Annotated in this window: 21 protein-coding genes; 11 read left to right on the plus strand and 10 right to left on the minus strand. The window is 28.9% G+C overall.

Going from position 1 to position 23,295, the window contains the following annotated elements:
- Window positions 1–20: 20 nt before the first annotated feature.
- The 10 genes from ACOQN8_RS13390 to ACOQN8_RS13435 all read left to right on the plus strand — a co-directional run bounded on the left by ACOQN8_RS13390 (window position 21) and on the right by ACOQN8_RS13435 (window position 10,696).
- Window positions 21–986, plus strand: a complete 966-nt coding sequence (locus tag ACOQN8_RS13390) for an MlaD family protein (protein WP_420553062.1) — start codon at window positions 21–23, stop codon at window positions 984–986.
- An 88-nt stretch (window positions 987–1,074) separates the two neighbouring features.
- Window positions 1,075–2,391, plus strand: coding sequence for a 4Fe-4S dicluster domain-containing protein (locus ACOQN8_RS13395; RefSeq protein ID WP_420553063.1), 1,317 nt, complete (start codon window positions 1,075–1,077; stop codon window positions 2,389–2,391).
- Between the two features lie 90 nt (window positions 2,392–2,481).
- Window positions 2,482–3,261, plus strand: a complete 780-nt coding sequence (locus ACOQN8_RS13400; protein WP_272148833.1) for a (Fe-S)-binding protein — start codon at window positions 2,482–2,484, stop codon at window positions 3,259–3,261.
- 58 nt (window positions 3,262–3,319) lie between these two features.
- Complete coding sequence (gene menA / locus ACOQN8_RS13405; protein WP_420553064.1) at window positions 3,320–4,237, plus strand: 1,4-dihydroxy-2-naphthoate octaprenyltransferase; 918 nt, start codon at window positions 3,320–3,322, stop codon at window positions 4,235–4,237.
- Window positions 4,238–4,268: 31 nt separating this feature from the next.
- Window positions 4,269–4,946, plus strand: a complete 678-nt coding sequence (locus ACOQN8_RS13410; protein WP_420553065.1) for a metal-dependent hydrolase — start codon at window positions 4,269–4,271, stop codon at window positions 4,944–4,946.
- Between the two features lie 4 nt (window positions 4,947–4,950).
- Window positions 4,951–5,466: an SRPBCC family protein gene (locus ACOQN8_RS13415; RefSeq protein ID WP_420553066.1), complete on the plus strand. Its 516-nt coding sequence runs from the start codon at window positions 4,951–4,953 to the stop codon at window positions 5,464–5,466.
- A gap of 10 nt (window positions 5,467–5,476) precedes the next feature.
- The gene (locus ACOQN8_RS13420) at window positions 5,477–6,517 is read left to right on the plus strand and encodes an o-succinylbenzoate synthase (RefSeq protein ID WP_420553067.1); all 1,041 of its coding nucleotides are present in this window, start codon (window positions 5,477–5,479) and stop codon (window positions 6,515–6,517) included.
- Entirely contained in the window at window positions 6,517–7,464 is a 948-nt protein-coding gene (locus ACOQN8_RS13425; RefSeq protein WP_420553068.1) for a CPBP family intramembrane glutamic endopeptidase, read from the plus strand. The genes ACOQN8_RS13420 and ACOQN8_RS13425 overlap by 1 nt, the downstream gene beginning before the upstream one ends.
- Window positions 7,451–8,497: an AMP-binding protein gene (locus ACOQN8_RS13430; RefSeq protein ID WP_420553069.1), complete on the plus strand. Its 1,047-nt coding sequence runs from the start codon at window positions 7,451–7,453 to the stop codon at window positions 8,495–8,497. The genes ACOQN8_RS13425 and ACOQN8_RS13430 overlap by 14 nt, the downstream gene beginning before the upstream one ends.
- Before the next feature lie 1,158 nt (window positions 8,498–9,655).
- Window positions 9,656–10,696: an alpha/beta hydrolase family protein gene (locus tag ACOQN8_RS13435; protein ID WP_420553070.1), complete on the plus strand. Its 1,041-nt coding sequence runs from the start codon at window positions 9,656–9,658 to the stop codon at window positions 10,694–10,696.
- Window positions 10,697–10,740: 44 nt separating this feature from the next.
- Here the strand turns inward: ACOQN8_RS13435 and ACOQN8_RS13440 are convergent, their stop codons facing one another.
- The 10 genes from ACOQN8_RS13440 to ACOQN8_RS13485 all read right to left on the minus strand — a co-directional run bounded on the left by ACOQN8_RS13440 (window position 10,741) and on the right by ACOQN8_RS13485 (window position 22,342).
- The gene (locus ACOQN8_RS13440) at window positions 10,741–10,902 is read right to left on the minus strand and encodes a hypothetical protein (protein WP_175578662.1); all 162 of its coding nucleotides are present in this window, start codon (window positions 10,900–10,902) and stop codon (window positions 10,741–10,743) included.
- A gap of 495 nt (window positions 10,903–11,397) precedes the next feature.
- Window positions 11,398–13,143: an efflux RND transporter periplasmic adaptor subunit gene (locus ACOQN8_RS13445; RefSeq protein WP_420553071.1), complete on the minus strand. Its 1,746-nt coding sequence runs from the start codon at window positions 13,141–13,143 to the stop codon at window positions 11,398–11,400.
- A 125-nt stretch (window positions 13,144–13,268) separates the two neighbouring features.
- A complete protein-coding gene (locus ACOQN8_RS13450; protein ID WP_420553072.1) occupies window positions 13,269–13,523 on the minus strand; it encodes a heavy metal-binding domain-containing protein in 255 nt (84 codons plus the stop codon).
- Between the two features lie 35 nt (window positions 13,524–13,558).
- Window positions 13,559–14,728 carry a TolC family protein gene (locus ACOQN8_RS13455; RefSeq protein ID WP_420553778.1) on the minus strand — a complete coding sequence of 390 codons (1,170 nt, stop codon included), beginning with the start codon at window positions 14,726–14,728 and terminating at the stop codon, window positions 13,559–13,561.
- 55 nt (window positions 14,729–14,783) lie between these two features.
- On the minus strand, window positions 14,784–18,548 hold the full coding sequence (locus tag ACOQN8_RS13460) for an efflux RND transporter permease subunit (RefSeq protein ID WP_420553073.1): 3,765 nt from the start codon (window positions 18,546–18,548) through the stop codon (window positions 14,784–14,786).
- A 109-nt stretch (window positions 18,549–18,657) separates the two neighbouring features.
- Window positions 18,658–19,071: an HYC_CC_PP family protein gene (locus ACOQN8_RS13465; RefSeq protein ID WP_420553074.1), complete on the minus strand. Its 414-nt coding sequence runs from the start codon at window positions 19,069–19,071 to the stop codon at window positions 18,658–18,660.
- Between the two features lie 149 nt (window positions 19,072–19,220).
- Window positions 19,221–19,403: a hypothetical protein gene (locus tag ACOQN8_RS13470; protein ID WP_272148848.1), complete on the minus strand. Its 183-nt coding sequence runs from the start codon at window positions 19,401–19,403 to the stop codon at window positions 19,221–19,223.
- A 227-nt stretch (window positions 19,404–19,630) separates the two neighbouring features.
- The gene (locus ACOQN8_RS13475; RefSeq protein WP_272148849.1) at window positions 19,631–19,810 is read right to left on the minus strand and encodes a hypothetical protein; all 180 of its coding nucleotides are present in this window, start codon (window positions 19,808–19,810) and stop codon (window positions 19,631–19,633) included.
- A 388-nt stretch (window positions 19,811–20,198) separates the two neighbouring features.
- Window positions 20,199–20,348: a hypothetical protein gene (locus tag ACOQN8_RS13480; RefSeq protein ID WP_272148850.1), complete on the minus strand. Its 150-nt coding sequence runs from the start codon at window positions 20,346–20,348 to the stop codon at window positions 20,199–20,201.
- 1,772 nt (window positions 20,349–22,120) lie between these two features.
- Entirely contained in the window at window positions 22,121–22,342 is a 222-nt protein-coding gene (locus ACOQN8_RS13485) for a hypothetical protein (protein ID WP_272148852.1), read from the minus strand.
- 284 nt (window positions 22,343–22,626) lie between these two features.
- Here ACOQN8_RS13485 and ACOQN8_RS13490 point away from each other — a divergent pair, with 284 nt between their 5' ends.
- Window positions 22,627–23,268, plus strand: a complete 642-nt coding sequence (locus ACOQN8_RS13490) for a response regulator transcription factor (protein WP_272148853.1) — start codon at window positions 22,627–22,629, stop codon at window positions 23,266–23,268.
- The last annotated feature ends 27 nt before the right edge of the window (window positions 23,269–23,295 follow it).

Genomic DNA, 23,295 nt, shown 5'->3' on the forward strand with positions numbered 1-23,295 from the left:
GGTATAATTTTACTATGTTTATGTCAAAGGAATTAAAAACAGGAATTGTAACGGTAATAATTATAGCTTTATTTATATGGGGATATAATTTTTTAAAGGGGCAAGATTTATTCAGTGCAAATAGTAGGCACTTTTTTGTAGAATATAAAAACATCAATGGACTTAATACTGCTAGTTTAGTAACTATTAATGGATTAAAAGTAGGAAAGGTTGATGATATTTCTTTTAATTCGAAGTCTGATAAAAGAGGAAGCTTAATAGTAAAAATATCATTAGAAAACGATTTTAAGTTTTCTAAAAATAGTGTGGCAAAAATTTACTCTGCTAGCTTAATGGGGGGGCAAAATTTAGCTATTGTACCAAAATATGATGGAGAAACAGCTGTCTCTGGAGATTATTTAAAAGGAGAAGTAGAGTCAGATATTTTTTCTTCTGTAGGAGAGAAATTAAATCCAATTCAAGCAAAGTTAGAAAACGTATTAGTAGGAGCAGATTCATTATTAATTGGTTTCAACCAAGTATTAAATCAAAAATCACGTAAAAGTTTAAACAGAAGTATACTTGGATTAGAAGGAACTATTTCTGATGTAAGAAAAACACTTTCTTCAGTAAATAGTTTATTAGCAGATAATAAGGTGAATTTGGATTCAACTATGATTAATGCTAAAAAAATTACAAAGAACTTTTCTAAAGTATCTGATGATTTAGCAAAAGCCGATTTTGGAGCAACTGTTAAAAAATTAGAAACAACATTAACTAACGTAAATGCATTGTTGGCTAATATGAAAGAAGGAAAAGGAACTCTAGGTAAATTGATGACAGATGATAAGATGTATACTAACCTAACAAATGCATCTAAGGAAATGGCGGAGTTATTAAGAGAAATGAAATTAAACCCAAAGCGATTTGTACACTTCTCATTGTTTGGAAAGAAACCTAAACCTTACAATGAAGAGAACAATAAAAACAACACAAGCAACAACTAAACAATAAACAACTATAATATTAATTCATAAAAATCCTATAAAGAAAGAAGACAACGATTAACAAAAATTAATAATTTATTTAAACACAATGGAGAAATACCTACCAAACATCATTTTTGCAATTATTCTAATTGCAGGTATAGGATATTTTGTAATGAATGTTAGAAAGCTTATCCGAAATATTAAGCTAGGAAAAGATATTGACAGAAACGATAGAAAACCAGAACGCTGGAAAAATATGGCTAAAATAGCCCTAGGTCAATACAAAATGGTTCGTCGTCCACTTTCAGGAATATTACATATAGTAGTATATGTAGGTTTTATTTTGATTAATATCGAAATGTTGGAAATCGTAATCGATGGATTGTTTGGAACACATCGAGTATTCCAACCAATACTAGGAAACGCTATTTATGGATTTTTAATAGGGAACTTTGAAGTGTTAGCTGCATTAGTATTTGTTGCAGTAGTTATTTTCTGGTTACGAAGAAATATTCAGCGTGTTAAGCGTTTCTGGAACAAAGAAATGACAGGATGGCCTAAGAATGATGGGAATATTATTTTATACTTTGAAATGGTATTAATGTCTTTATTCTTAATTATGAATGCTACTGATGTTCCTTTTCAAGAAGCAGGAGCAGGAAATGTTATTTCACAATTTATAGCTCCTTGGTTTGATGGAAATTCACCAGAAGCATTACATACAATTGAAAAGACAGCTTGGTGGTTGCATATTGTAGGAATTTTAATTTTCTTAAACTATTTATATTATTCTAAGCATTTACACATTTTATTAGCTTTCCCTAATACTTTTTATGCAAAGTTAGAGCCAAAAGGACAGCTAGATAATTTGGAAGCTGTTACTAATGAGGTAAAAATGATGATGGATCCGGATGCAGATCCATATGCAATGCCAGAAGAAGGAGCAGAAGATGAAGTGCCAGCAAAGTTTGGAGCATCTGATGTAACCGATTTAAACTGGGTGCAGCTTATGAATGCATATACTTGTACAGAATGTGGACGTTGTACATCTTCTTGTCCAGCAAATCTTACAGGAAAAGAATTATCGCCACGTGCTATTATGATGAAAACACGTGACCGTTTAGAAGAGGTAGGTAAAAATATTGATGCTAACGGTGGTGAGTTTAAAGACGATGGAAAACAATTATTAAACGATTATATATCACCAGAAGAATTATGGGCGTGTACTAGTTGTAACGCTTGTGTACAGGAATGTCCTATTGGTATAGACCCTTTATCTATTATTATGGAAATGCGTCGTTATTTGGTAATGGAAGAATCTGCAGCTCCACAAGAGTTGAATATGATGATGACCAATATTGAAAATAACGGAGCTCCATGGCAGTATAGTCAGATGGATAGATTAAATTGGAAAGACGAATAGAAAATAATTTTTAATTAAAAGTTTTTAATTAAGAGTTATTTAAAAAATCTAAACTCTAGAATAAAGACTTAAAACTCAAAACTTAGAGATATGAACGTACCAACAATGGCAGATATGATGGCTCAAGGAAAACAACCAGAAGTGTTGTTTTGGGTAGGAGCAGCAGGAAGTTATGACGATAGAGCAAAGAAAATAACAAAGGCGTTTGTTAAAATATTAAACATGGCAGGAGTTGATTTTGCTGTGTTAGGAACTGAAGAAAGTTCAACTGGAGATGCAGCAAAAAGAGCAGGAAATGAATTTTTATTTCAAATGCAGGCTGTAACTAATATAGAAGTGTTAAATGCTTATGAGGTAAAAACAATAGTTACTTGCGATCCTCACTCATTCAATACATTAAAAAATGAATACCCAGGATTGGGAGGTAAATATGAAGTTTACCACCATACACAATATATAAGTAAGTTAATTAAAGATGGACGCTTATCTATTGAAGGAGAAAATTTAAAAGGAAAACGATTAACATACCACGATCCTTGTTATTTAGGACGTGCAAACGATGTTTATGAAACTCCAAGAGATTTAATTCGTCGATTAGGAGTTAAAATGACTGAAATGAAGCGTCATAAATCTACAGCTTTATGTTGTGGAGCAGGAGGAGCACAAATGTTCAAGGAACCAGAAAAAGGTGATATGGATATCAATGTACTTCGAACTGAAGATGCTTTAGAAACAAATCCACAAATTATAGCAACAGGATGTCCTTATTGTAATACAATGATGACAGATGGTGTGAAATTCAAATTAAAAGAAGATCAGATTGTTGTTAAAGATATTGCAGAATTAATAGCTGAGGCTAATAATTTATAAAAAGCAAGATATAATATAATGTTTATTCCCGCGTAAGCGGGAATCTTATTTTTAAAGAATGATTAAAAACTATATAAAAGCAGCACGTTTAAGAACTTTACCCTTATCAGTATCAGGTATTATTGTAGGTAGTAAATTAGGATTTGATAATGTAATGTATAGCGATAGTACAATAAGTCTAATAGATACACCAATTTTTTGGTTAGCAATTCTAACAACCATAGGTTTTCAAGTACTATCAAATTTTGCTAATGATTATGGTGATGGAGTTAAAGGAACTGATGATAATAGAGAAGGAGAAGCACGTATGGTTTCTTCTGGGGCTATTACACCAAAGCAAATGAAAATAGCAATGATTATTACTGGAGCTATTACCTTAGTAATTGCTTTGCTGTTAATTTATGTAGCATTTGGAAAGGATAACTTTTTATATTCAGTAATTTTCTTCGGATTAGGTATTGCCTCAATTATAGCAGCGATTAAATATACCGTAGGAAAATCAGCTTATGGTTATAGTGGATTTGGTGATGTATTCGTGTTTGTGTTTTTTGGTTTATTAGCAGTGGCAGGAACCTACTTTTTATATACTAAAGAATTAAACTTTACAATCTTTTTACCAGCAATTACAATAGGATTATTAAGTACAGCAGTATTGAACTTAAATAATATGCGAGATAGAGTAAATGATGCTAAATCAGGAAAGAATACATTAGTGGTAAAAATGGGAGCTAAAGCTGCAAAAAACTATCACTATTTGTTAATAGGAGTATCATTTTTATGTGCATTATCATATGTGTTTCTTAAGTATGAATCACCATATCAATTCTTATTTATAATTGCTTACATACCCATTTTAAAGCACATAGTTTTTGTATCTAAAAATAAAGAGGAAGCATTACTTGATGGAGAATTAAAAAAAGTAGCATTAAGTACTTTTTTATTTTCAATACTTTTTGGACTAGGACAAGTTTTGTAACTTGCCTATAAACTAACTTCAGAATATTATTATGAACATTACATTTTACGGACATGCATGTTTTGGTATCGAAATAAACGGAACACATGTATTAGTAGACCCATTTATAACAGGAAACCCTTTAGCATCAGAAATTAAAGTAGAAGATATAAAAGCAGATTATATCTTGTTAACTCATGCACATCAAGATCATATATTAGATGTAGAACTAATTGCAGAGCGCACAGGAGCAACAATAGTTTCAAATTATGAAATTGTTATGCATTATGGAGCTAAAAATTTAAAAGGGCACCCAGTAAATCATGGAGGAACTTTTAAAACAGAAGTTTTTTCAGCAAAATATGTAAATGCTATACATACATCTTCATTTCCTGATGGAACTTATGGAGGACAACCAGGAGGTTTTGTAATTTCAGCAGGAGATAAATCATTATATATAGCAGGAGATACTGCAGTTACTATGGATATGAAGTTAATACCGATGACAACAAAGTTATCAGCCTCAATTTTACCAATAGGAGATAACTTTACTATGGGAGTAGATGATGCAATTATAGCTAGTGATTTTGTAGAATGTGATAAAGTTATAGGTTGTCATTTTAATACATTTCCACCAATAGAAATTAATGTAGATGAAGCAAAAGAAGCATTTGCAAAAGCAAATAAAGAGTTAACTATTATCGAAATAGGAAAAACAATAAGCATATAGTCCAATGAAAGGCGTAAAAATAGTTTTAGGAATAGTATCGGCATTAATAGTTATATTTTTCTTAACAGGGTTAGTCATTTCTGAAGTAAAATATACTACCGAAGTAGAAATAAGTAAACCAGTAAATGAAGTTTTTGCTGACTTTGAGAATGTTGAATTGATGAAACAATGGATGCCAGAAGTAAAGTCAATTCAAGTTTTAGAAGAAAAACCAGGAAAGGTTGGAAGTACTTATAAAATAGAAGTAGATAATCAAGGAAGGTTGATAACTATGACAGAAAAAGTACTAGCTTATGAGGTGAATAAACGAATTAGCTTTCATTTTGATGCTGAAAATATGTTAAAAACAGACGATTATGTATTCACATCAAATGGTAATACTACAAAAATAGTACAAGAGTCAATTTGTACCAGTGATTCCTACATAATGAGATGTTTATTCCCTTTTTTCAAAGGAGAATTAAAAAGGATAAATCAATCATATTTAGACGCATTTAAAAAAGCTTCTGAAAATCAATAAATAACAAACATTGATAATAGCAACATACAAGAAATATATTCTTAATTTTAAACAAGCTAGTGGAACCTCTAGAGGAGTTTTAAGAACCAAAGAAACATGGTTTTTAACGTTATCTGAAAAAGGTAAAAAAGGCTATGGCGAGTGTGGTTTGTTTAGAGGCTTGAGCGCAGATGATAGAGATAATTATGAAGAAAAACTTCAATGGGTTTGTCAAAATATTCATTTAGGATTAGAAAATTTATTAGTTGAAACGATAAAATTTCCATCAATTCAATTTGGACTAGAGCAAGCATTTTTATCTTTAAAAGGAGATAATCCATTTGAATTGTATCCATCAAAATTTAGTCAAGGAATAGACAATATTTCTATTAATGGATTAATTTGGATGGGTGATAAAGCTTTTATGCAGCAGCAAATAAAAGATAAATTGCAACAAGGCTTTACAACAATTAAAATGAAAATTGGTGCTATAGATTTTGATACTGAAATTGAATTATTAAAATCAATAAGAAAAGAGTTTTCACCAAAAGAAATAGAATTACGTGTAGATGCTAATGGTGCTTTTACTCCAGAGAATGCTTTAGGAAAGTTAGAACGATTGTCTGAATTAGAAATGCACTCTATAGAGCAACCTATAAAGCAAGGACAATGGCAAGAGATGGCAAAACTGTGCGAAAAAACACCTTTAGACATAGCGTTGGATGAAGAGTTAATTGGAGTTTTTTCAAAAGAGGACAAAGAAAAATGTATTGAAACTATCAAGCCTCAGTATATTATTTTAAAGCCAAGTTTAGTTGGAGGTTTTAAAGGAAGTGAAGAATGGATTTCTATAGCAAATAAATATAAAGCGGGAAATTGGATAACTTCAGCTTTGGAAAGTAATATTGGTTTAAATGCCATTGCTCAATGGACATATACATTAAATAACGCATTACCTCAAGGATTAGGAACCGGGAGTTTATTTACAAATAACATAGAAAGCCCATTAGAAGTTTCTAAAGGTAGTTTAGGATACAACAATAAAAAAGATTGGCAATTTAATTTAGAATAATGAATTTTATACAACAAGCATATAAAGGAAAAAATGATTGGTTTTATTATTTAGGAGTACTGTTTTTAGTATTGATTTGTTGGCAGTTTATAGGCGTTATACCACTAGCAATTACAGCTGTTTTACATGCAGAAAACATGGATGAATTTTTAATGGCTGCTAACGATAATTTCATGACTTTAGGAATAAATAAAAGCTTGTTTTTATTTATGATGATTTTAATGTTTGCAATTGGATTGGTTGCATTATTATTTTCAATTAAATACATCCATAGAAGAGCAATAAAAACTCTTGTAACAAGTAGAGAAAAAATAGATTGGAAACGATTTTGGTTTGGCTTTTTTACTTGGGGAATCGTTGCCATAGTAGTCATAGGAGCTGGAATAGTATTAGAGCCAGACAACTATACATGGAATTTTAAACCAATCCCATTTTTTACATTAGTTTTAGTTTCTTTTTTGTTTTTACCATTGCAAACAAGTTTCGAAGAATTGTTATTTAGAGGATATTTTATGCAGGGTTTAGGTACTTGGTTTAAAAATAGATGGCTTCCATTAATAATTACATCAGTTGCATTTGGATTACTACATGGAGCGAATCCAGAAGTTGAAAAATTGGGGTACATTTCAATGGTATTTTATATAGGTACAGGGTTCTTTTTTGGAATCACAACTTTAATGGACGAAGGAACAGAATTAGCATTAGGATTACATGCAATAAATAATATAGTAGCAGCTTTCTTGGTAACAACAGATTGGACTGTTTTTCAAACGGATGCTTTATTTATAGATACTTCAGAACCATCAGTAGGAATAGAAATGTTTTTACCTGTTTTTGTTTTATATCCGTTAATGTTATTGTTATTTTCAAAAAAATATGGTTGGAAAAATTGGAAAGAAAAATTATTTGGAACAATAGAAAAACCATTAACTATTGAAGAATACTAGTTTCCATAAAAGATTTAAATTAAATAGTAAATCCTTTTCAGATAAGGATGAGTTGTTAGACTTTTCAAAAGATATTTCACAATCAATATTTAGTTTTTTAAACGATTGGTTTAATACGAACAATTTTGTAGTAGTTAATACATCTGGATCAACCGGAACTCCTAAGCCTATAAAGCTAAAAAAAGAGTTTATGAAAAACTCAGCAATAGCTACGGACACATTTTTTAATTTAAGAGAAGGAACCACAGCTTTATTATGCTTATCAACCGATTATATAGCGGGAAAAATGATGCTGGTTAGAGCTTTAACACTTGGATGGGAAATAGACATAGTAGCTCCAGTTTCGAATCCTTTAAAAGGCTTAAAAAAGAAATATGATTTTTCAGCAATGGTTCCAATTCAATTAAGGAACTCATTAAATGAATTATATAAAATAGATAAATTAATTGTTGGAGGAGGAGTAGTATCGAATGATTTAATAGAAGAAATTCAAGAGAAAGAAACAAAAATATATGCTACTTATGGTATGACTGAAACGATTACTCATATAGCCGTCAAAAAGCTTAATCATGTTACGTTATCTGATTATAATATATATGAAGCGCTTCCAAATGTAAATTTTTCAAAAGATTCACGTAATTGTTTGGTTATAGAAGCTCCAAAAGTAACAGAAGAGAAACTTATAACAAATGATGTAGTTTCATTGATTTCTGACAAAGAGTTTGACTGGTTGGGGCGTTTTGATAATGTAATTAATTCAGGAGGCATAAAATTACATCCAGAGAAGATAGAGGAGAAGCTATCAAAAATAATTTCAGAACGTTTTTTTGTAATTGGAGTTCCAGATACTATTTTAGGAGAAAAACTAATATTAATTGTTGAAGGAAAAAAGAAAAATATACTTCTTAATAGTTTACAAGATTTATCTAAATATGAAGTACCTAAAGAGGTTTACTTTTTAGATAAGTTTATAGAAACAGAAACTAAAAAAATTCAACGAAAGAAAACACTAAGTTTAATTTACAGAAGTTAGTTAAAATTAGAGTGAAACAAAAAAGAAAAGAAGTTATCACATACAGACACTCCTTTTCTTAAAACTAACTAATCAATCAAATTGTTTATAATAAAAAAGAAAAAACTTTAAAATTATATATCAAAGATAATTGAGTATAAGAGATTTAATTTCAAAAATTAGATGAGAAAAGCTTTAGTAACGATGAAATGCGTTTTCCTATAAACGAAGTTAAATTATTATAAAAAATAAGTATTTATTAAGGAATAAAAAAAGCTCCCGAAGGAGCCACACATCCCTTGGCGGAATAAAATAAATTATCAAAATTTCAGCCGGGGGTAAGTTTCTACTTCAATAATTTATCAATAATTAAATGTTATAGGGGTAACATTAATTACATTACAAATGTATGGTGTTGATATGATGAAAATACTTAATGAAGTGTAAGTGAAGTAACCATTTTTAGAATAATTTTTATATTCAAAACTACTACAGAAAGAAAAAGGCTCCCTAAGAAGCCCATACACAAGGGGATAATAAAACGAATCGTATACTTTAAATTTAAAGAGTTTTTTATTTTAAAAAAGTAATTGTAAGGTAAAAAGTTTCTTAATCTAGTTTAAAAGACAAAAAATAACGATAAAACAAATAAAGATTAAGTTGTTATCCGTTTAATGGATTTTAGAGATAAAAGTTACAATTTAAGCAAATTGATATAATAAAAAAGAAAAGAAGTAATCCTCCCCAAGATACTTCTTTCCAATAATCGTTATAAAACTTTATATAGAGCCCCTCACTCTCTATATATGAGTAAAAGTAATAAGAACTTGGAGATAATAAGTTAATAATTAGATGAGTTGGAAGAATCTTTAGATGAAATGTTATCTTCTTAATTTGAAATTAATAAATATAAGTTTTATCAGTCAAAATTAAAGAAGTCATCATCACTGTCATTTTCATACAAATGAAAATCGATATCTGTATCATTTGGTTTTTTATTAAAAATCAAAACAATAATAATGAAAACTATTATTATAGAAATAAACACTACATAATCCCAAGGAATAGTCATAAGAAAGCTATGCTTAATTGAAAAATAAAGATAATAAAAACAAAAAAAGCAGTGTAACAATTACTTAGTAAGATTGTCTTTTATTTTGAAATCAACTAATTAAACATATGAGAAATTTATTAATAGCTTATTTGCTGGTGGTTTTATGCAGCAGTTCTTGTAAAACCAAAAAAGATAAAGAAGTACAAGTAGGTCAAAAATCTGTATTATATATAGATGAATCAAGAAATAGACCTTTGGCAACAGAAATATGGTATCCTACTTTTGACAGTATTCCTAAACAAGAAAAAAAGGAGAAGAAAAAGGAATTGTTTAAAAGTATAAAAACAGTTTCAAATGCCAGTATTCCTAAGAAAAAATATCCTTTATTATTAGTTTCTCACGGTACAGGTGGGAATAGATTTTCACTAACATGGTTTATCGAAAAAATGGTAAAAGAAGGTTATATTGTTGTATCTCTTGATCATTATGGAAATTCTACATTTAATAAAATACCTAGAGAATTTGTAAAATGGTGGGAGAGAGCCATCGATGTTCAATTTGTATTAACAAAGGTGTTAAAGGATAAGGAAATAGGATCAAAAATTGATACTTTAAAAATTGGAGGAGTAGGTTTTTCGTTAGGAGGATATACAAATATAGCTTTGGCTGGAGGGTACGTAGATAGAAATGTTAGAGAAAATGAAAAAGAAGAAGATAGAAAAATGCCTCCAGAGTTTCCGAAAACCGATGAGATTATTGATTTTGAAAAAGATAGTTTAATAGTTTCATCATATAATAAATATAAAGATGTGGTTAAGGATAGAAGAATTAAGTCATTTTTTGTGATGGCACCTGCTATAGGTTTTGGTTTTCATACAAAAGAGCAAACAAAAAGCATTGATTCACCTATTTTTATTGTTGCTGGAAGAGGTGACAAAAACACACCGATTAAAAACAATGCAGAAAATTATCATAATTTAATTGAGACAAGTCAATTATACTTATTTGATGAAAATGTTGGACATTATGTATTTTTAAATGAAGCTACAGAGTTCGGTAAAAAAGTTCTTCCTGAAATTACAATAGATAAGCCTTTAGTAGATAGAAAAAAAATCCATCACAAAACTTTAGAATTGGCATTAGATTTTTTCCAAAAAACATTGTAGTTAATTAAAAATATAAAAGCGAACATTAGTTCGCTTTTACTTTTTTATAAACAAGGTGAGTCCATTGGAAGAGCACATAATATACCTCCCCATTCACCACCACATCTAAGACATTGCTCTTTAGTTGTTGGCCAGAAACCACCTTTAATAGTTTGTTGTTCCGATTTGTTTAAGATAGAACCTAAGTTTGAAATATTTTTTAGCATAACATATAAAATTTAAGTTTCTCAAACTTATATAAAAACAACTAAGAAAAGCTTAGAAAAACCGTAATATAAGTAAGGTAACTCCTTTAAAGTTAATGTTGTAAAAAAAAAAGAAGTTACCTCTTTAGATAACTTCCTTTCGATTCCCCCAAATCATATATTTTACTATTTTATTTGTATCGTTTTTTAATTATACAGTAAAAGTACTAATGAATAAGTGTTTAAATTTTTCATTTTAGATGAAGAGAAATAAAGTGTAGTTAAGCTGTGAATTTGTATGGTTAAGAATAGTTTTAATGAAATATAACTTGTAAGAAATTTAAAACTGTTATAAAAAAAGAACCCACTCAAAAGAATTGAGTGGGAAAATTGCTATGAAAAAGAACTTAAGACGTCTCTTAAGTGGTGCAAATATAATAAGAATAAATTAAATAGCACAATGTTTTTTTGTTTTTTTATTAATAGAAAGAGTTTTAATAATATTTAACTAAAAAATTATTCTAAAGTTTCTTTAATACTACCACAGCCTAACATTCCTCCACCAAAATATGGATTCACTATTTTTTCTTCATTACTTAACCAATAAGCACCTTTGTTATTATCAGCCATGGGACAAAATTGATAATATACCTTTTTATTAATACCAAATATTTGAATGGCAACTCTAAAAGATGCAGTTAATTGATTAAAGTAAATTTTTTGCTCTTTTATATCTGAGGTTTCTATTATAGAATTTATAGAAGAAGTAATTTCTTTATGAAGTTTCATCCACTTGTTATGAGAGTCTTTTTTTAATAATTTCATATCCACTTCATCTAAGCTAATTAATAGTTTTTTAGCCTGAGTTATTATTTCTTTAGAATTATCGGTTAGTAATGTATCTTTTAAGTTGATATACTGGTTGAAATTTTTATTTAACTGTTCTTGAAATTTAGAAGAAACTCTGATTCTTTCAATAATTTTAGAATCATGGGTTTGCATTACCATATGTTCTTCATGCCCAGTCATAGTTTTACCACCATTTTTATTCATCATCGATTTTTTACCTTGTAATTGAGCAGCAGCATCGACCGTAAAAGTACCATTGGTTACTATAGCATCACCAATTTTCAATCCTTCTAAAACTTCATAATAATTACCTAAAGAAGTTCCTAATTTTACTTCTCTCATTTCAAAAATGGGCTTATCAGAGTTAGGTTTTAGATATACTACAGATTTTTTACCAGTCCATAAAATAGCTGAAGAAGGAATATTTATTGTTTGTGTTTTATTTGACTTTATGTTCTCAATTTTTCCTTCAACAAACATTCCTGGTTTAAAAATGTTCTTTTTATTATTTAAAACAGCTCTTAAAGAGGTGGTTCTAGTTTTAGTATTTAAAATAGGGTCTATAAACGAAACTGTAGCTTCAAACTTTTGGTTTGGATAAGCATTGGTAGTAATAGAAATATTTTGACCTTTTTTAAATAAACTGATTTGATTTTCATAAACATCAAAATTTGCCCATACAGTGCTTAAGTTTGATATTTTTAGTAGCGGCTGTCCTTGTTTTACAGATTCTCCTTGTGATACTAGTTTTTCATTTACTGTACCCGAAACAGTTGCATAAATAGGGAAGTTCGATTTTGCTTTTCCAGATTTTTCTATTTGGTTAATTTGTTTTTCCGTCAATTTCCATAATTTCAGTTTATTTCGAACTGCTTTGTATAAAGCTGGTTGGGATTCTTTTAATGCTAAAGTGGTTAGTAACTCTTGTTGAGCAGCAAATAATTCAGGTGAATAAATAGTAGCTAATAGTTGTCCTTTGTGTACTTTTTCACCAGTAAAGTTTATGTTTAAACGTTCAATTCTACCAGAAAAGTAACTTACTTGTACAACATTTTTTTCTTCATTTTCTAAAATTTTTCCAGATAACTTAATGATGTTATTCTCAATTTCATTATTACCTACAATAGAAGTTTGAATATCAGCTAAGGCTATAGCATTTTTAGTAAGTTTAAATTGATCAGGAGCCAAACCATCAGCATTTGCTTCTGCAGGAATTAAATCCATACCACAAATAGGGCAGTCTCCAGACTCAGGTTGCATAATTTGAGGATGCATTGAGCAAGTCCACATTTGATTAACTTCTGTGCTTGAATTATGCTTATGAGAGCTATCATTATTTTGATTATTGAAAATAAAACTTCCTAGAAGTATTCCAATAACCAATATGATAATATATATGATATATTTTTTCATTTTATAACGTTTTTAATCGTTCTGTATAAATTATATTAACATGTATAAATTTAAAATGCTGTAAAATTTTTAAAAGTATAGCAACATTAGAATACATAGAGTTAATGTTACTATACTTTAAGTAATTACATTTTTTTCTTGTAATCTTTGTTTTTTACATAGTCCATGTTACAAGTTGGACATTTACCTTCCTTATCACTACCACTACCTTTACAATGCATTGGGCAAACGTATGCAGAAGTATACTCTTTACCTTTTTCTTTACTTTGTGTTTGTTCTGTTGTAGTTTTAGTTGTAGTAGAGTTTTCTTTCTGATTATTTTTACATGATATGGTAATGAATAATAATCCTATTGCTAAAATTTTGAAAGTTGTTTTCATTTTAAATCTATATTTAAGTTAATTAATAATTGTTTTTAGTTTGTTAAATAATTTATGATTGATGTTGTTGAATAATATTTTTGAACAGCTTCTATTTGATTCATTTGAAATTTTAATTGTAATTCCTGAATATCTAATAGGTCATTAAAGTTTATAGTACCGGTCTCATAGTTTTTAATTAAAATACTTTCAGCATCTTTAGCTTGCTTTAAGTTCTTAACCTGAGTATCGTAACTAATTTTTGCAGAAGCTCGATTGTTAATAGCTTTAGCTAATATTGTTTGTAAAGCATTAAGACGGTCTTGTTTTTGAGCTGTTATTTCTTGTTGTTTCAATTCGTTTTGCCTTGTTTTCGACTTGTGTTTTTTATTAAAAATTGGAATTGATAAAGAAACCATTGGCATTACAATATCTTTTCCATTATCACTAAAATTCATATTTGGACGTTCAGATACTGCTACATAATCTAACCCTAAACCAAACATCGGTTTACTTTCTTTTTGATTTACTAATTCTGATTGCTCAATGGATTTGTAAAGCTTATCATATTTGGTTAATTCTGGATGGATTTTTAAGTTTTCAGAGATAATTAAATCGTCTTGTAGAGGAATACTTAATAGGTCCACTATATTAATTTTAATCGTTTTATCTCTATTTAAAAGCTTATTAAAAGTAGTTTGTTCAGCTAAGTACTGCTGTGTTAAGATTTGTTTTAATTGTTCAAGTTCATTTTGACGCATTTGTAAACGTAAAACATCAACAGCAGAAGCTTTACCAACTTCTACAGAAGTTAAAGCTAAGGTTTCGTAGGTTTTAAGTAAAGCAATGTTTTCAGACAAAACCTTTTGCTTAGCTCTCATGCTATATAAATTATAATAAGATTGAGATACAGAAGCTATTAATTTTCGTTTTGTAATAAGAATATCTTCATATTTTGTATTTGCAAGAGAATTTATATAGTTTTCTCTAGCTGTTATAGTTCCAAACCAAGGAAGCATTTGCTTAGCAGATATTTTAAAACGTTGCGCTCCGGTTCGAGTTTCAGGTTCACTTAAAAAATAACCGAATCCAAACTCTGTATTCGGAAGTGTATTTACTTCTTTTATTTTTTCTGAAGCTATTTTATATTTTAATTCAAACCTTTGAATTTTTGGATTGTTAACCAAAGCTTCATCAATTAAAGTTGTTAATTGTTGGGAATTCATCAAATGACTCAAGAAAATAGTTACTAGAGTCAAGATTGTTTTTATATGTAATCTATTATTCTTCATCACTTAAAAATGTTTTATGGTTTATTTTCAGTTTTCCATTTTTTATTTCTTCTCTCCAACTATATAAAACAGGAACAATAAAATAAGAGGTTATATCTATAATCATTCCTCCAAAAATTGGAATTGCCATTGGTATCATTATATCACTTCCTCTTCCTGTAGATGTTAGCACTGGAAGTAAAGCTAAAATTGTAGTTACTGTAGTCATTAAACAAGGTCTGATACGCTTACTAGCTGCTTCTAAAGAAGCTAATCGAATGGCATTTTTATCAGTAGGTTGTTTTTCTTTAAATACTTGAGTTAGATATGTTGCCATAATAACACCATCGTCAGTAGCAATACCAAAAAGTGCTATAAAACCTACCCAAACGGCCACACTTAAATTAATGGTTTTCATATTAAAGAGCTCTCTAATGTTTTCACCTAAAAAATTGAAGTTTAAAAACCAATCTTGTCCATATAACCATATCATAACAAAACCACCTGCAAAAGCAACAGTAATTCCTGTAAAAATCATTAACGAAGTGCTTATAGAACGAAATTGAAAATAGAGTATTAAAAAAATTATTAATAAAGCTAGAGGAACTACAATAGCTAAAGTTTTCTCTGCTCGTAATTGGTTTTCATAAGTTCCAGTAAATTGATAATTAATACCTTTTGGTATTGATAATTCATCAGAATCTAATTTTTGTTGTATTAATTTTTGTGCATTTTCAACTACATCTACTTCAGCAAAATCTTCCAATTTATCAAATAGAACATATCCTACTAAAAAGGTGTCTTCACTTTTTATAACCTGTGGACCTTGTTCATATTGGATACTTGCTAACTCACTTAAAGGAATTGGACTACCTTTTTCAACAGGAATATAAATTTGTTCTAAATCGGTTGGATTAGCTCTTAATTCTCTTGGATATCGTACACGAATTCCATAGCGTTCACGCCCTTCAACTGTTTGAGTAATTTGCATACCACCAACAGCTACTTTTAAAACGTTTTGAACTTTTTCAATTGAAATTCCATAACGAGCTATTTTTTCTCTATCAATGTTTATCAATAAGTATGGTTTTCCTACAATTCGATCAGCAAAAACAGCTTCTTTTTTTACTCCTTCTACTTGTTTTAAAATGTGCTCTAGGTCTACTCCAAAAGCTTCAATTTGTTTTAAATCTTGACCTTTTACTTTAATCCCCATTGGAGCACGCATACCTGTTTGTAACATAACCAAACGTGTTTCTATGGGTTGTAGTTTAGGAGCAGATGTAACACCTGGTAGTTTAGTTACTCTAACAATTTCATTCCAAATATCATTAGGTGTTTTTATAGCAGGTCTCCAATTACGATAAAATTCACCATTAGCATCTTCAATTAGTTGTTGACTGCTTATTTCAGAATTTATAGTTGCTTTATCTTTAGTATTGTTAGGATTGGCTATAAAACTTCCATCTTTTAATTGGAATAAGCCCTCATTATTAACTTTGTAGCGTTGACGTTCACCATGTAAGTTTAACATGTATTCTGGTTTATACAGAATAATGTTTTCATACATTGAGAGTGGGGCAGGGTCTAAAGCCGATTCTGTTCTTCCTGCTTTACCAACTACAGTTTTGATTTCAGGAATACTAGCTACTGCCATATCTAATTGCTGAAGTACTCGTTTATTTTCTTCAACTCCAGAATGAGGCATTGAAGTTGGCATTAGTAGAAAAGAACCTTCATTTAAAGAAGGCATAAACTCTTTTCCTGTATTTTTCATAATGTAAAATCCGAAGACTACAATTGATGTTGGAATGGTTAAAAAAGCTAACTTGTTTTTTAGTGCCCATTGTAAAATTCGAGTATAATATTTTTGAAATAGGCTAAAGGTTCCTAACAATCCGAAGCAGATAATTGAAACGAAGACAAGGTTTATAAAAATACTTTTATCAACACCTAAGGGTCTCCAATAACTAGCTAAAAGGAATACAATAGCTATTACACAAATAATAATATTAATTATGTTTTTAGAAATTGTATAACTAAAATTGGAAAAAGAAATATGAAAAGCTTCTTGTTTAATGATAGTAGTAATTCCAAAACCTATTATTACTAATCCTAACCAATTTTCATATGTAAGAATAAGAATTCCTAATACAATTAAAAGTCCACCAATAATATATTTAGAGGTTCTTCTAATCTCTCTTTTTCTAAATAGATAGGCTGCAAAAGGAGGAATTAAAAATAACGCAATTACCAATGCAGCAATTAGAGCAAAAGTTTTAGTAAAAGCCAAAGGTCTAAAAAGTTTTCCTTCAGCTCCAATCATTGTAAATACAGGTACAAAACTTATAATTGTAGTCATTACGGCAGTAACTATAGCCCCAGAAACTTCTGCTGTAGCATTATAAACAATAGTGTTTATAGGTAGTTTTTTAGTGTCTTCATTTAAATGTCGAATTACATTTTCAGAGAGAATAACACCAACATCAACCATGGTACCAATTGCAATAGCAATACCAGATAAAGCTACAATGTTTGCATCAACATTAAATAGCTTCATTGCTATAAAAACCATTAAAACAGCTACGGGTAATAATCCAGAGATGAGTATGGAAGCACGCAGATTAAACACCATTACAATGATTACAAAAATGGTGATTAAAATTTCTAAAGTTAGTGCTTCATTAAGTGTTCCTAATGTTTCTTGTATAAGCTCAGTTCTGTCATAAAAAGGCACAATGGTAACTTGTGATGTTTTTCCATTAGACAAAATTTTAGAAGGTAACCCAGTGCTTAACTCATCAATTTTTTTCTTAACATTATTAATCACTTCCATTGGATTTGCTCCATATCTAGCTACTACAACACCTCCTACAACTTCTGCACCTTCTTTGTCTAAAATTCCCCTTCGGGTAGCAGGACCTAAAGAAACTTTAGCAATGTCTTTAACCTTAATAGCAGTATAGTTTTCCGAAGTAACAACAGTGTTTTCTATATCAGAAATTGATTTGATATAACCTAAACCACGAACTAAATATTCAACTTGATTAATTTCTAAAGTTTGTGCGCCAATATCTTTATTACTTTCCTTAATGGTTTTTACAATTTGGCTTAAACTAATCTTGTATTGACGCATTAACTCTGGATTTACATCTATTTGATATTCTTGAACATATCCGCCAATAGAAGCAACTTCCGAAACACCACTCGCTGAGGATAAAGCGTACTTTACATAATAATCTTGAATACTACGTAACTCATGTAAATCCCAACCACCAGTAACATTTCCGTCTTCATCACGCCCTTCAAGAGTATACCAATATATTTGTCCTAAACCAGTAGCATCTGGTCCTAGCGTTGGATTTACACCTTTGGGTAATAAATTGCTAGGTAAGGAATTTAGTTTTTCAAGAATTCGACTTCGGCTCCAATAAAATTCAATATCCTCTTCGAAGATGATATAGATACTAGAAAAACCAAACATTGAAGAACTACGTATGGTTTTTACTCCAGGAATTCCCAATAAAGAAGTAGTTAAAGGATATGTTATTTGATCCTCGATATCTTGAGGAGATCGGCCATCCCATTTAGTGAAGATTATTTGTTGATTTTCACCAATATCCGGTATGGCATCAACAGCTACTGGATTATTAGGAATAAAACCTAAGTTCCAATTAAAAGGCGCATTTATTGCTCCCCATCCTAAAAAAAGGATAAGTAATAGTATGGCAATGAGTTTGTTTTCTATTAGAAATTTGATGCTCTTATTTAGCATTGCTTATGATTTTTAAACTTTAGAAAATAGGTGAATGTAAACACCGAATACAAAAAACTATCCCAATGAATTAGTATTCATTAGAATAAAAGAATCTATAGTTTAAAAATCAGATTAAATAAGTCTCGTCTAGCTTATAAATAGCTTTGACGACCAGAGGAGGAGTATAATCTTTATAAGAGTTGTCTTTGTTAGACTCTTCTGTGAAAAGATTAGTGTAAGTGTATATAAATGAAAGTGCAAATAATTGTTGATCTTTTGTAAGAGAATCAAAAGATGTTTTTAATTCATCTTGACCTTCAACGCTAATTTGTTTATCGTTGCAACAGTTTTTTTTAGAAATAGAACATTCTTTAGTAGAAGTTTTCTCCATTTCCATTCCGCAATTAGCAGCAGAACCAAATACATTAGAGTCAACTAAAGTATCGCCACAATAATGCATATCGATATTAAAAGACATTGTAGAAAATACTACTACAAATGCCATTAAAAAAGATATTATTTTATGACTTATTGACTTCATAATTGATTACAAAGGTAGAAACTTTTAAATAAATAATTAAAAAAATATGTTAATAAGTAATAGAAGAGGAAGTATTTAAAGAGAAAAGAATAGTAAAATTATAGTATTATCTATAAAAAAAGTGGGACAAGCCCACTTTGTATAAAGTCTTAAAAAGAAGAACCTCCTCCACATACTTGAACAAGTTCACAACGTACTTGATCTACATGACACTCACAACCAGGGGGGCACCATAAATAGTTTAAATTACATCCAGAAGCTTTCCCTCCGTTAATAGCTTGTTGTTCTTTTTTGTTCAAAGTAGTACCTAAGTTTGAAATATTTTTTAACATGATATAAATTTAATTTTACCAAACTTATATAAAAACAAAAAAAAAGATTAAGAAAAAACCGTAATAAAAGTAAGGGATATCCATCGTTTTGTGATAGACGAATATAGTTAATATTAAAAAAGAAGATTCCCTAAAGAACCTTCTTTTTAAATAAAGAGGAAAGTATTATACACTAATATATAAACAATTAAAAATATAATTACCCTACTCAATATAAGGTGAACTTACTATAATAAGATACATCCACCCCATGCATAACATCTACATGGTTCTCTTAGTTCGTGTCCACCAGGTAGTGTAAGACAACAAGTTGAAGGACCACATTGTTGCCAACCAATACCTCCATTGATAGTTTTTTGTTCTTTTTTGTTTAAGATTGTACCTAAGTTTGAAATGTTTTTTAACATGATTAGTTTTTTTTAAGTTTCTCAAATCTAAATAGTTAAATTTTTAAATAGAGTTGAAAAACCATAATAAAAGTATGGGTTTGCCTTACTTTTTTGTGTGAATAAAATAGACTTAAACAAATAAAAGGAAAAGAAGCTGTCCCCCCGGAATACCTCTTTTCCTAATTTTACTAATCACTCAATTTATTAAAAATGAAAAAACTTTTAATCTATACTTCAAAGATAGTAGAGGATGAGAGTGTAAGTTTTGATATTTAGATGAAATGAAAAAAGATATAGTTGAAGAGCACTTAAATACAATTAAAAAGAGATTTGGTATTCTTGTTAATGCTTCAAAATAAAAAAGCGGGATAATCCCGCTTAAAAACATTCAAAATATTGTTAAATATTATTGAGGGCATCCTTGTGGTAAATGACAACACCAATCAGTACTTGAATCAGCACTAAAAGTACATTCATTAATTGTAAAACCTCCATTGATAGTTTTTTGTTCTGTTTTGTTTAGAATAGTTCCTAAGTTTGAAATATTTTTTAACATATTATATAATTTTAATTTTTTCAAAACTATATAATCAATGTAGGCTGAATGATGCTAATTCAAAAAAGCAAGTAACTAATGCATAAACGAAACTAAAGTTTAATTTGGTATGAAATTGAAGAAAAAGCAATGAGGTATATTGTTAACTATCTTGCTTTAGGTGAATACTCATTTTTATTCCCTTAAAACTCTGTGAAGTTTATTCACCTAATTGATAATTAAAAAAACTCGTTAATGAATTTTTTTGAAGCCTTTATAAAATTAGATTTTTCTGAGAAAAAGCTTTTAAAATTTTAATTTAATCAGGGGACCAAATTTAATTTATTCACACCTCATTGCCAGATAAATATACTAAAAAAGAATATACTTTTTATAAAAAGTTTAAAAAAATGTAAAAAGAAAAGAAGTAATCCATTGTATAGGATACTTCTTTTCCAAACTAACTAATTAAATAAACAAACTACAATGAAACTTTTAATCATAATTTATATTACAAAGATACTATGAGAAAGTAATTTATATTGGTATTATTAGATGAGATGGGGAAAGGTATAGATGAAATGTATTTAAGTTTATGTAAAGAACAGATAACGTTAAAGAAAACAGGAAAAAAGAGGTAAAATAGGATAAACAAAAAATCAGCATTTATACAAATGCTGATTTTTTTATAAAGTAACCATGCTAATTAAATATTTAGCATTTTTGAAAGAATCCTTCTACACAACAAAAAGCATGAATTGTGATACAGTGTACAGGGCTTGGAAACATACTATTACATCTTTTTCCTTCGCTTGGACATATACTTGAAAGTCCACCATTAATACTTTTTTGTTCAGTTGCTTTTAAAATAGAACCTAAGTTTGTAATGTTTTTTAACATGATATTAGTTTTTAAGTTTCTCAAAACTAGATATAAAGAAATATGTAAACGTATAAAAAGCCATAATAAAAGTAAGGAAATTCCATATTTTTAAACTAAAAAAGGAGTTCAATAAAGAACTCCTTCAAATTGTTAAATTAACTCATTAGTATTATCCCCATAGCACTAACAAAGTATATTATTAAGACACAATAAAATTTTAAAAGTCACATATTAAAAAAAGCTCCCAAGGGAGCCATGAAAAAAAGGGGTGTCACAATTTTACATACTTAAGACACAGTTTTTTATGTTAGGTCACATATAGTTAAAAAAGAAAAGAAGTTATCACCTCCAGACACTTCTTTTCTTATAACTAATCTATTTTAATGGGAAAACAAAACCTTTAATTATACTTCAAAGGTAGTATTGATTTATGGTAAAAATTTATGAAATTAGTTGAAGTGAATTAAAGTGTAGATGAATGGAATATTTCTGAGAATAGAATGAGTTTTAGAGTTAAGTGTTCTTGTAAGTTGTTGTTTATGAAAGGGTTAATAAAAGTAAGTAAAGGTTTTGATCTTAGTTATGATTATTTTTTAATCAAAAAAGTTAAAAAAATAATAAAAACATTATGATTTTAAAAAATATATTGTATATTGTATTTGTCTTATTGAGACGTCTTTAAGACTTCTTTTTCATAGCAATTTTCCCACTCAATTCTTTTGAGTGGGTTTTTTATTTAATTAAATTATTTTTTTTTAGTCTAAATATTTTAGATGTTACTAGAACATTTTATCATAATAAGTTATTGAATACTAAAAGTTTTATAATTTTAATATCATTCAGCATAAAAGTTCTCAAGAATGTTTTGTTAAACTTTTTAAGCGTTTAAAGTGGTATGTAGTTAGGTAATTTTAAAATTGAGGAAGTACACTAAGTTCGTCTTCAATACAGAAAAATTCATTATTACTTATGAGAGATTGTACATAATAATCATAACTAGCTTTTAGTTTATTGTTTTCTTCTTGAAAATCTTTTTTAGTTTGAAGAATAATTACAACGTCTGTTTCAGTTTCAAAAGGGTTTTTATTCGTGCTAGAGTCATAACCTAACTGTTCACCAATTTGATATTTCATAATGATAATTTTTTTACTATGCTCAAAAATAGGATATTGAAAAAAAAGTAAAAAGGGAAAAACCGTAATTGTAGTATGGCTTTTCCTTCTTTATAATGTAATTTTTAAAGAGAAAATTATAATTATAAAATTTTTTATCATTTTATCTGTTTTAGGTTCCTGTAGATAAAGATAAATTTTGTTACAAAACGTATTAAAAATTTTGAAATTTTTATTATTTGAGACAAACGTCCTCTTTTTAAGTAAAGTTAAAACTTTACATTTGTTGAAATTAGATGAATTAAATGAAAGTATATTTAGTAGATGATCATCCAATTGTTATAGAAGGTTACAAAGCTATGATGAAAGCTGAAGGTATAAGCGTAGTGGGGTCTTCAACAGATGGATTTGGTCTTATGGAATGGTTAGATAATAACTATTGTGATGTACTTCTTTTAGATATTTCGATGCCATATTATAATGGTTTAGATGTATTAAAGCATTTAAGTAAAAAGTTCCCCGATATTAAAACTATAATGGTAACAAGTATTTGTGATGGATTCACAATACAAAAAGTAATTGAACTCGGAGCTAAAGGTTATGTGCTAAAAGAAGAATCAGGCGATTGTATTGTTGAAGCAATTAAAACAGTTTATAATGGAAAACTTTATTTTTCTGAAAAATCTAGAGATGCTGTTATAGACATGAATTTGGAAAGCTCTGGAGGCTTATTATTAACTGACGTTTTATCGAGTAAAGAAATTGAAGTTATGCAATTTTTAGTGGAGGGATTTACCTCTGACGAAATAAGTAATAAGCTAGGAATAACTAGAAGCGCATATAGAAGTAGTACAGAAAGAATTCGGAGAAAATTAGATGTGAAAGATAACGTACAGCTAGCGCTTTTAGCGTTTAAACATGTAACCAATTTATTCTTAAAGAAATAGAAGTTAAGCATATTAACAACTAGTACT

The sequence above is a fragment of the Tenacibaculum aiptasiae genome (assembly GCF_965221665.1).
In the GTDB taxonomy this organism is placed as follows: Bacteria; Bacteroidota; Bacteroidia; order Flavobacteriales; family Flavobacteriaceae; genus Polaribacter; species Polaribacter aiptasiae.

What these genes read in the sequence shown, in the direction of transcription:
- menA (WP_420553064.1), top strand. Translation starts at nt 3,320, where the DNA reads ATGATTAAAAACTATATAAAAGCAGCACGTTTAAGAACTTTACCCTTA.
- ACOQN8_RS13480 (WP_272148850.1), bottom strand. Translation starts at nt 20,348, where the DNA reads ATGTTAAAAAATATTTCAAACTTAGGAACTATTCTAAACAAAACAGAA.
- ACOQN8_RS13410 (WP_420553065.1), top strand. Translation starts at nt 4,269, where the DNA reads ATGAACATTACATTTTACGGACATGCATGTTTTGGTATCGAAATAAAC.
- ACOQN8_RS13455 (WP_420553778.1), bottom strand. Translation starts at nt 14,728, where the DNA reads ATGAATTCCCAACAATTAACAACTTTAATTGATGAAGCTTTGGTTAAC.
- ACOQN8_RS13485 (WP_272148852.1), bottom strand. Translation starts at nt 22,342, where the DNA reads ATGAAATATCAAATTGGTGAACAGTTAGGTTATGACTCTAGCACGAAT.
- ACOQN8_RS13470 (WP_272148848.1), bottom strand. Translation starts at nt 19,403, where the DNA reads ATGTTAAAAAATATTTCAAACTTAGGTACTACTTTGAACAAAAAAGAA.
- ACOQN8_RS13465 (WP_420553074.1), bottom strand. Translation starts at nt 19,071, where the DNA reads ATGAAGTCAATAAGTCATAAAATAATATCTTTTTTAATGGCATTTGTA.
- ACOQN8_RS13490 (WP_272148853.1), top strand. Translation starts at nt 22,627, where the DNA reads ATGAAAGTATATTTAGTAGATGATCATCCAATTGTTATAGAAGGTTAC.
- ACOQN8_RS13475 (WP_272148849.1), bottom strand. Translation starts at nt 19,810, where the DNA reads ATGTTAAAAAACATTTCAAACTTAGGTACAATCTTAAACAAAAAAGAA.
- ACOQN8_RS13440 (WP_175578662.1), bottom strand. Translation starts at nt 10,902, where the DNA reads ATGCTAAAAAATATTTCAAACTTAGGTTCTATCTTAAACAAATCGGAA.
- ACOQN8_RS13395 (WP_420553063.1), top strand. Translation starts at nt 1,075, where the DNA reads ATGGAGAAATACCTACCAAACATCATTTTTGCAATTATTCTAATTGCA.
- ACOQN8_RS13460 (WP_420553073.1), bottom strand. Translation starts at nt 18,548, where the DNA reads ATGCTAAATAAGAGCATCAAATTTCTAATAGAAAACAAACTCATTGCC.
- ACOQN8_RS13450 (WP_420553072.1), bottom strand. Translation starts at nt 13,523, where the DNA reads ATGAAAACAACTTTCAAAATTTTAGCAATAGGATTATTATTCATTACC.
- ACOQN8_RS13435 (WP_420553070.1), top strand. Translation starts at nt 9,656, where the DNA reads ATGAGAAATTTATTAATAGCTTATTTGCTGGTGGTTTTATGCAGCAGT.
- ACOQN8_RS13425 (WP_420553068.1), top strand. Translation starts at nt 6,517, where the DNA reads ATGAATTTTATACAACAAGCATATAAAGGAAAAAATGATTGGTTTTAT.
- ACOQN8_RS13400 (WP_272148833.1), top strand. Translation starts at nt 2,482, where the DNA reads ATGAACGTACCAACAATGGCAGATATGATGGCTCAAGGAAAACAACCA.
- ACOQN8_RS13415 (WP_420553066.1), top strand. Translation starts at nt 4,951, where the DNA reads ATGAAAGGCGTAAAAATAGTTTTAGGAATAGTATCGGCATTAATAGTT.
- ACOQN8_RS13390 (WP_420553062.1), top strand. Translation starts at nt 21, where the DNA reads ATGTCAAAGGAATTAAAAACAGGAATTGTAACGGTAATAATTATAGCT.
- ACOQN8_RS13445 (WP_420553071.1), bottom strand. Translation starts at nt 13,143, where the DNA reads ATGAAAAAATATATCATATATATTATCATATTGGTTATTGGAATACTT.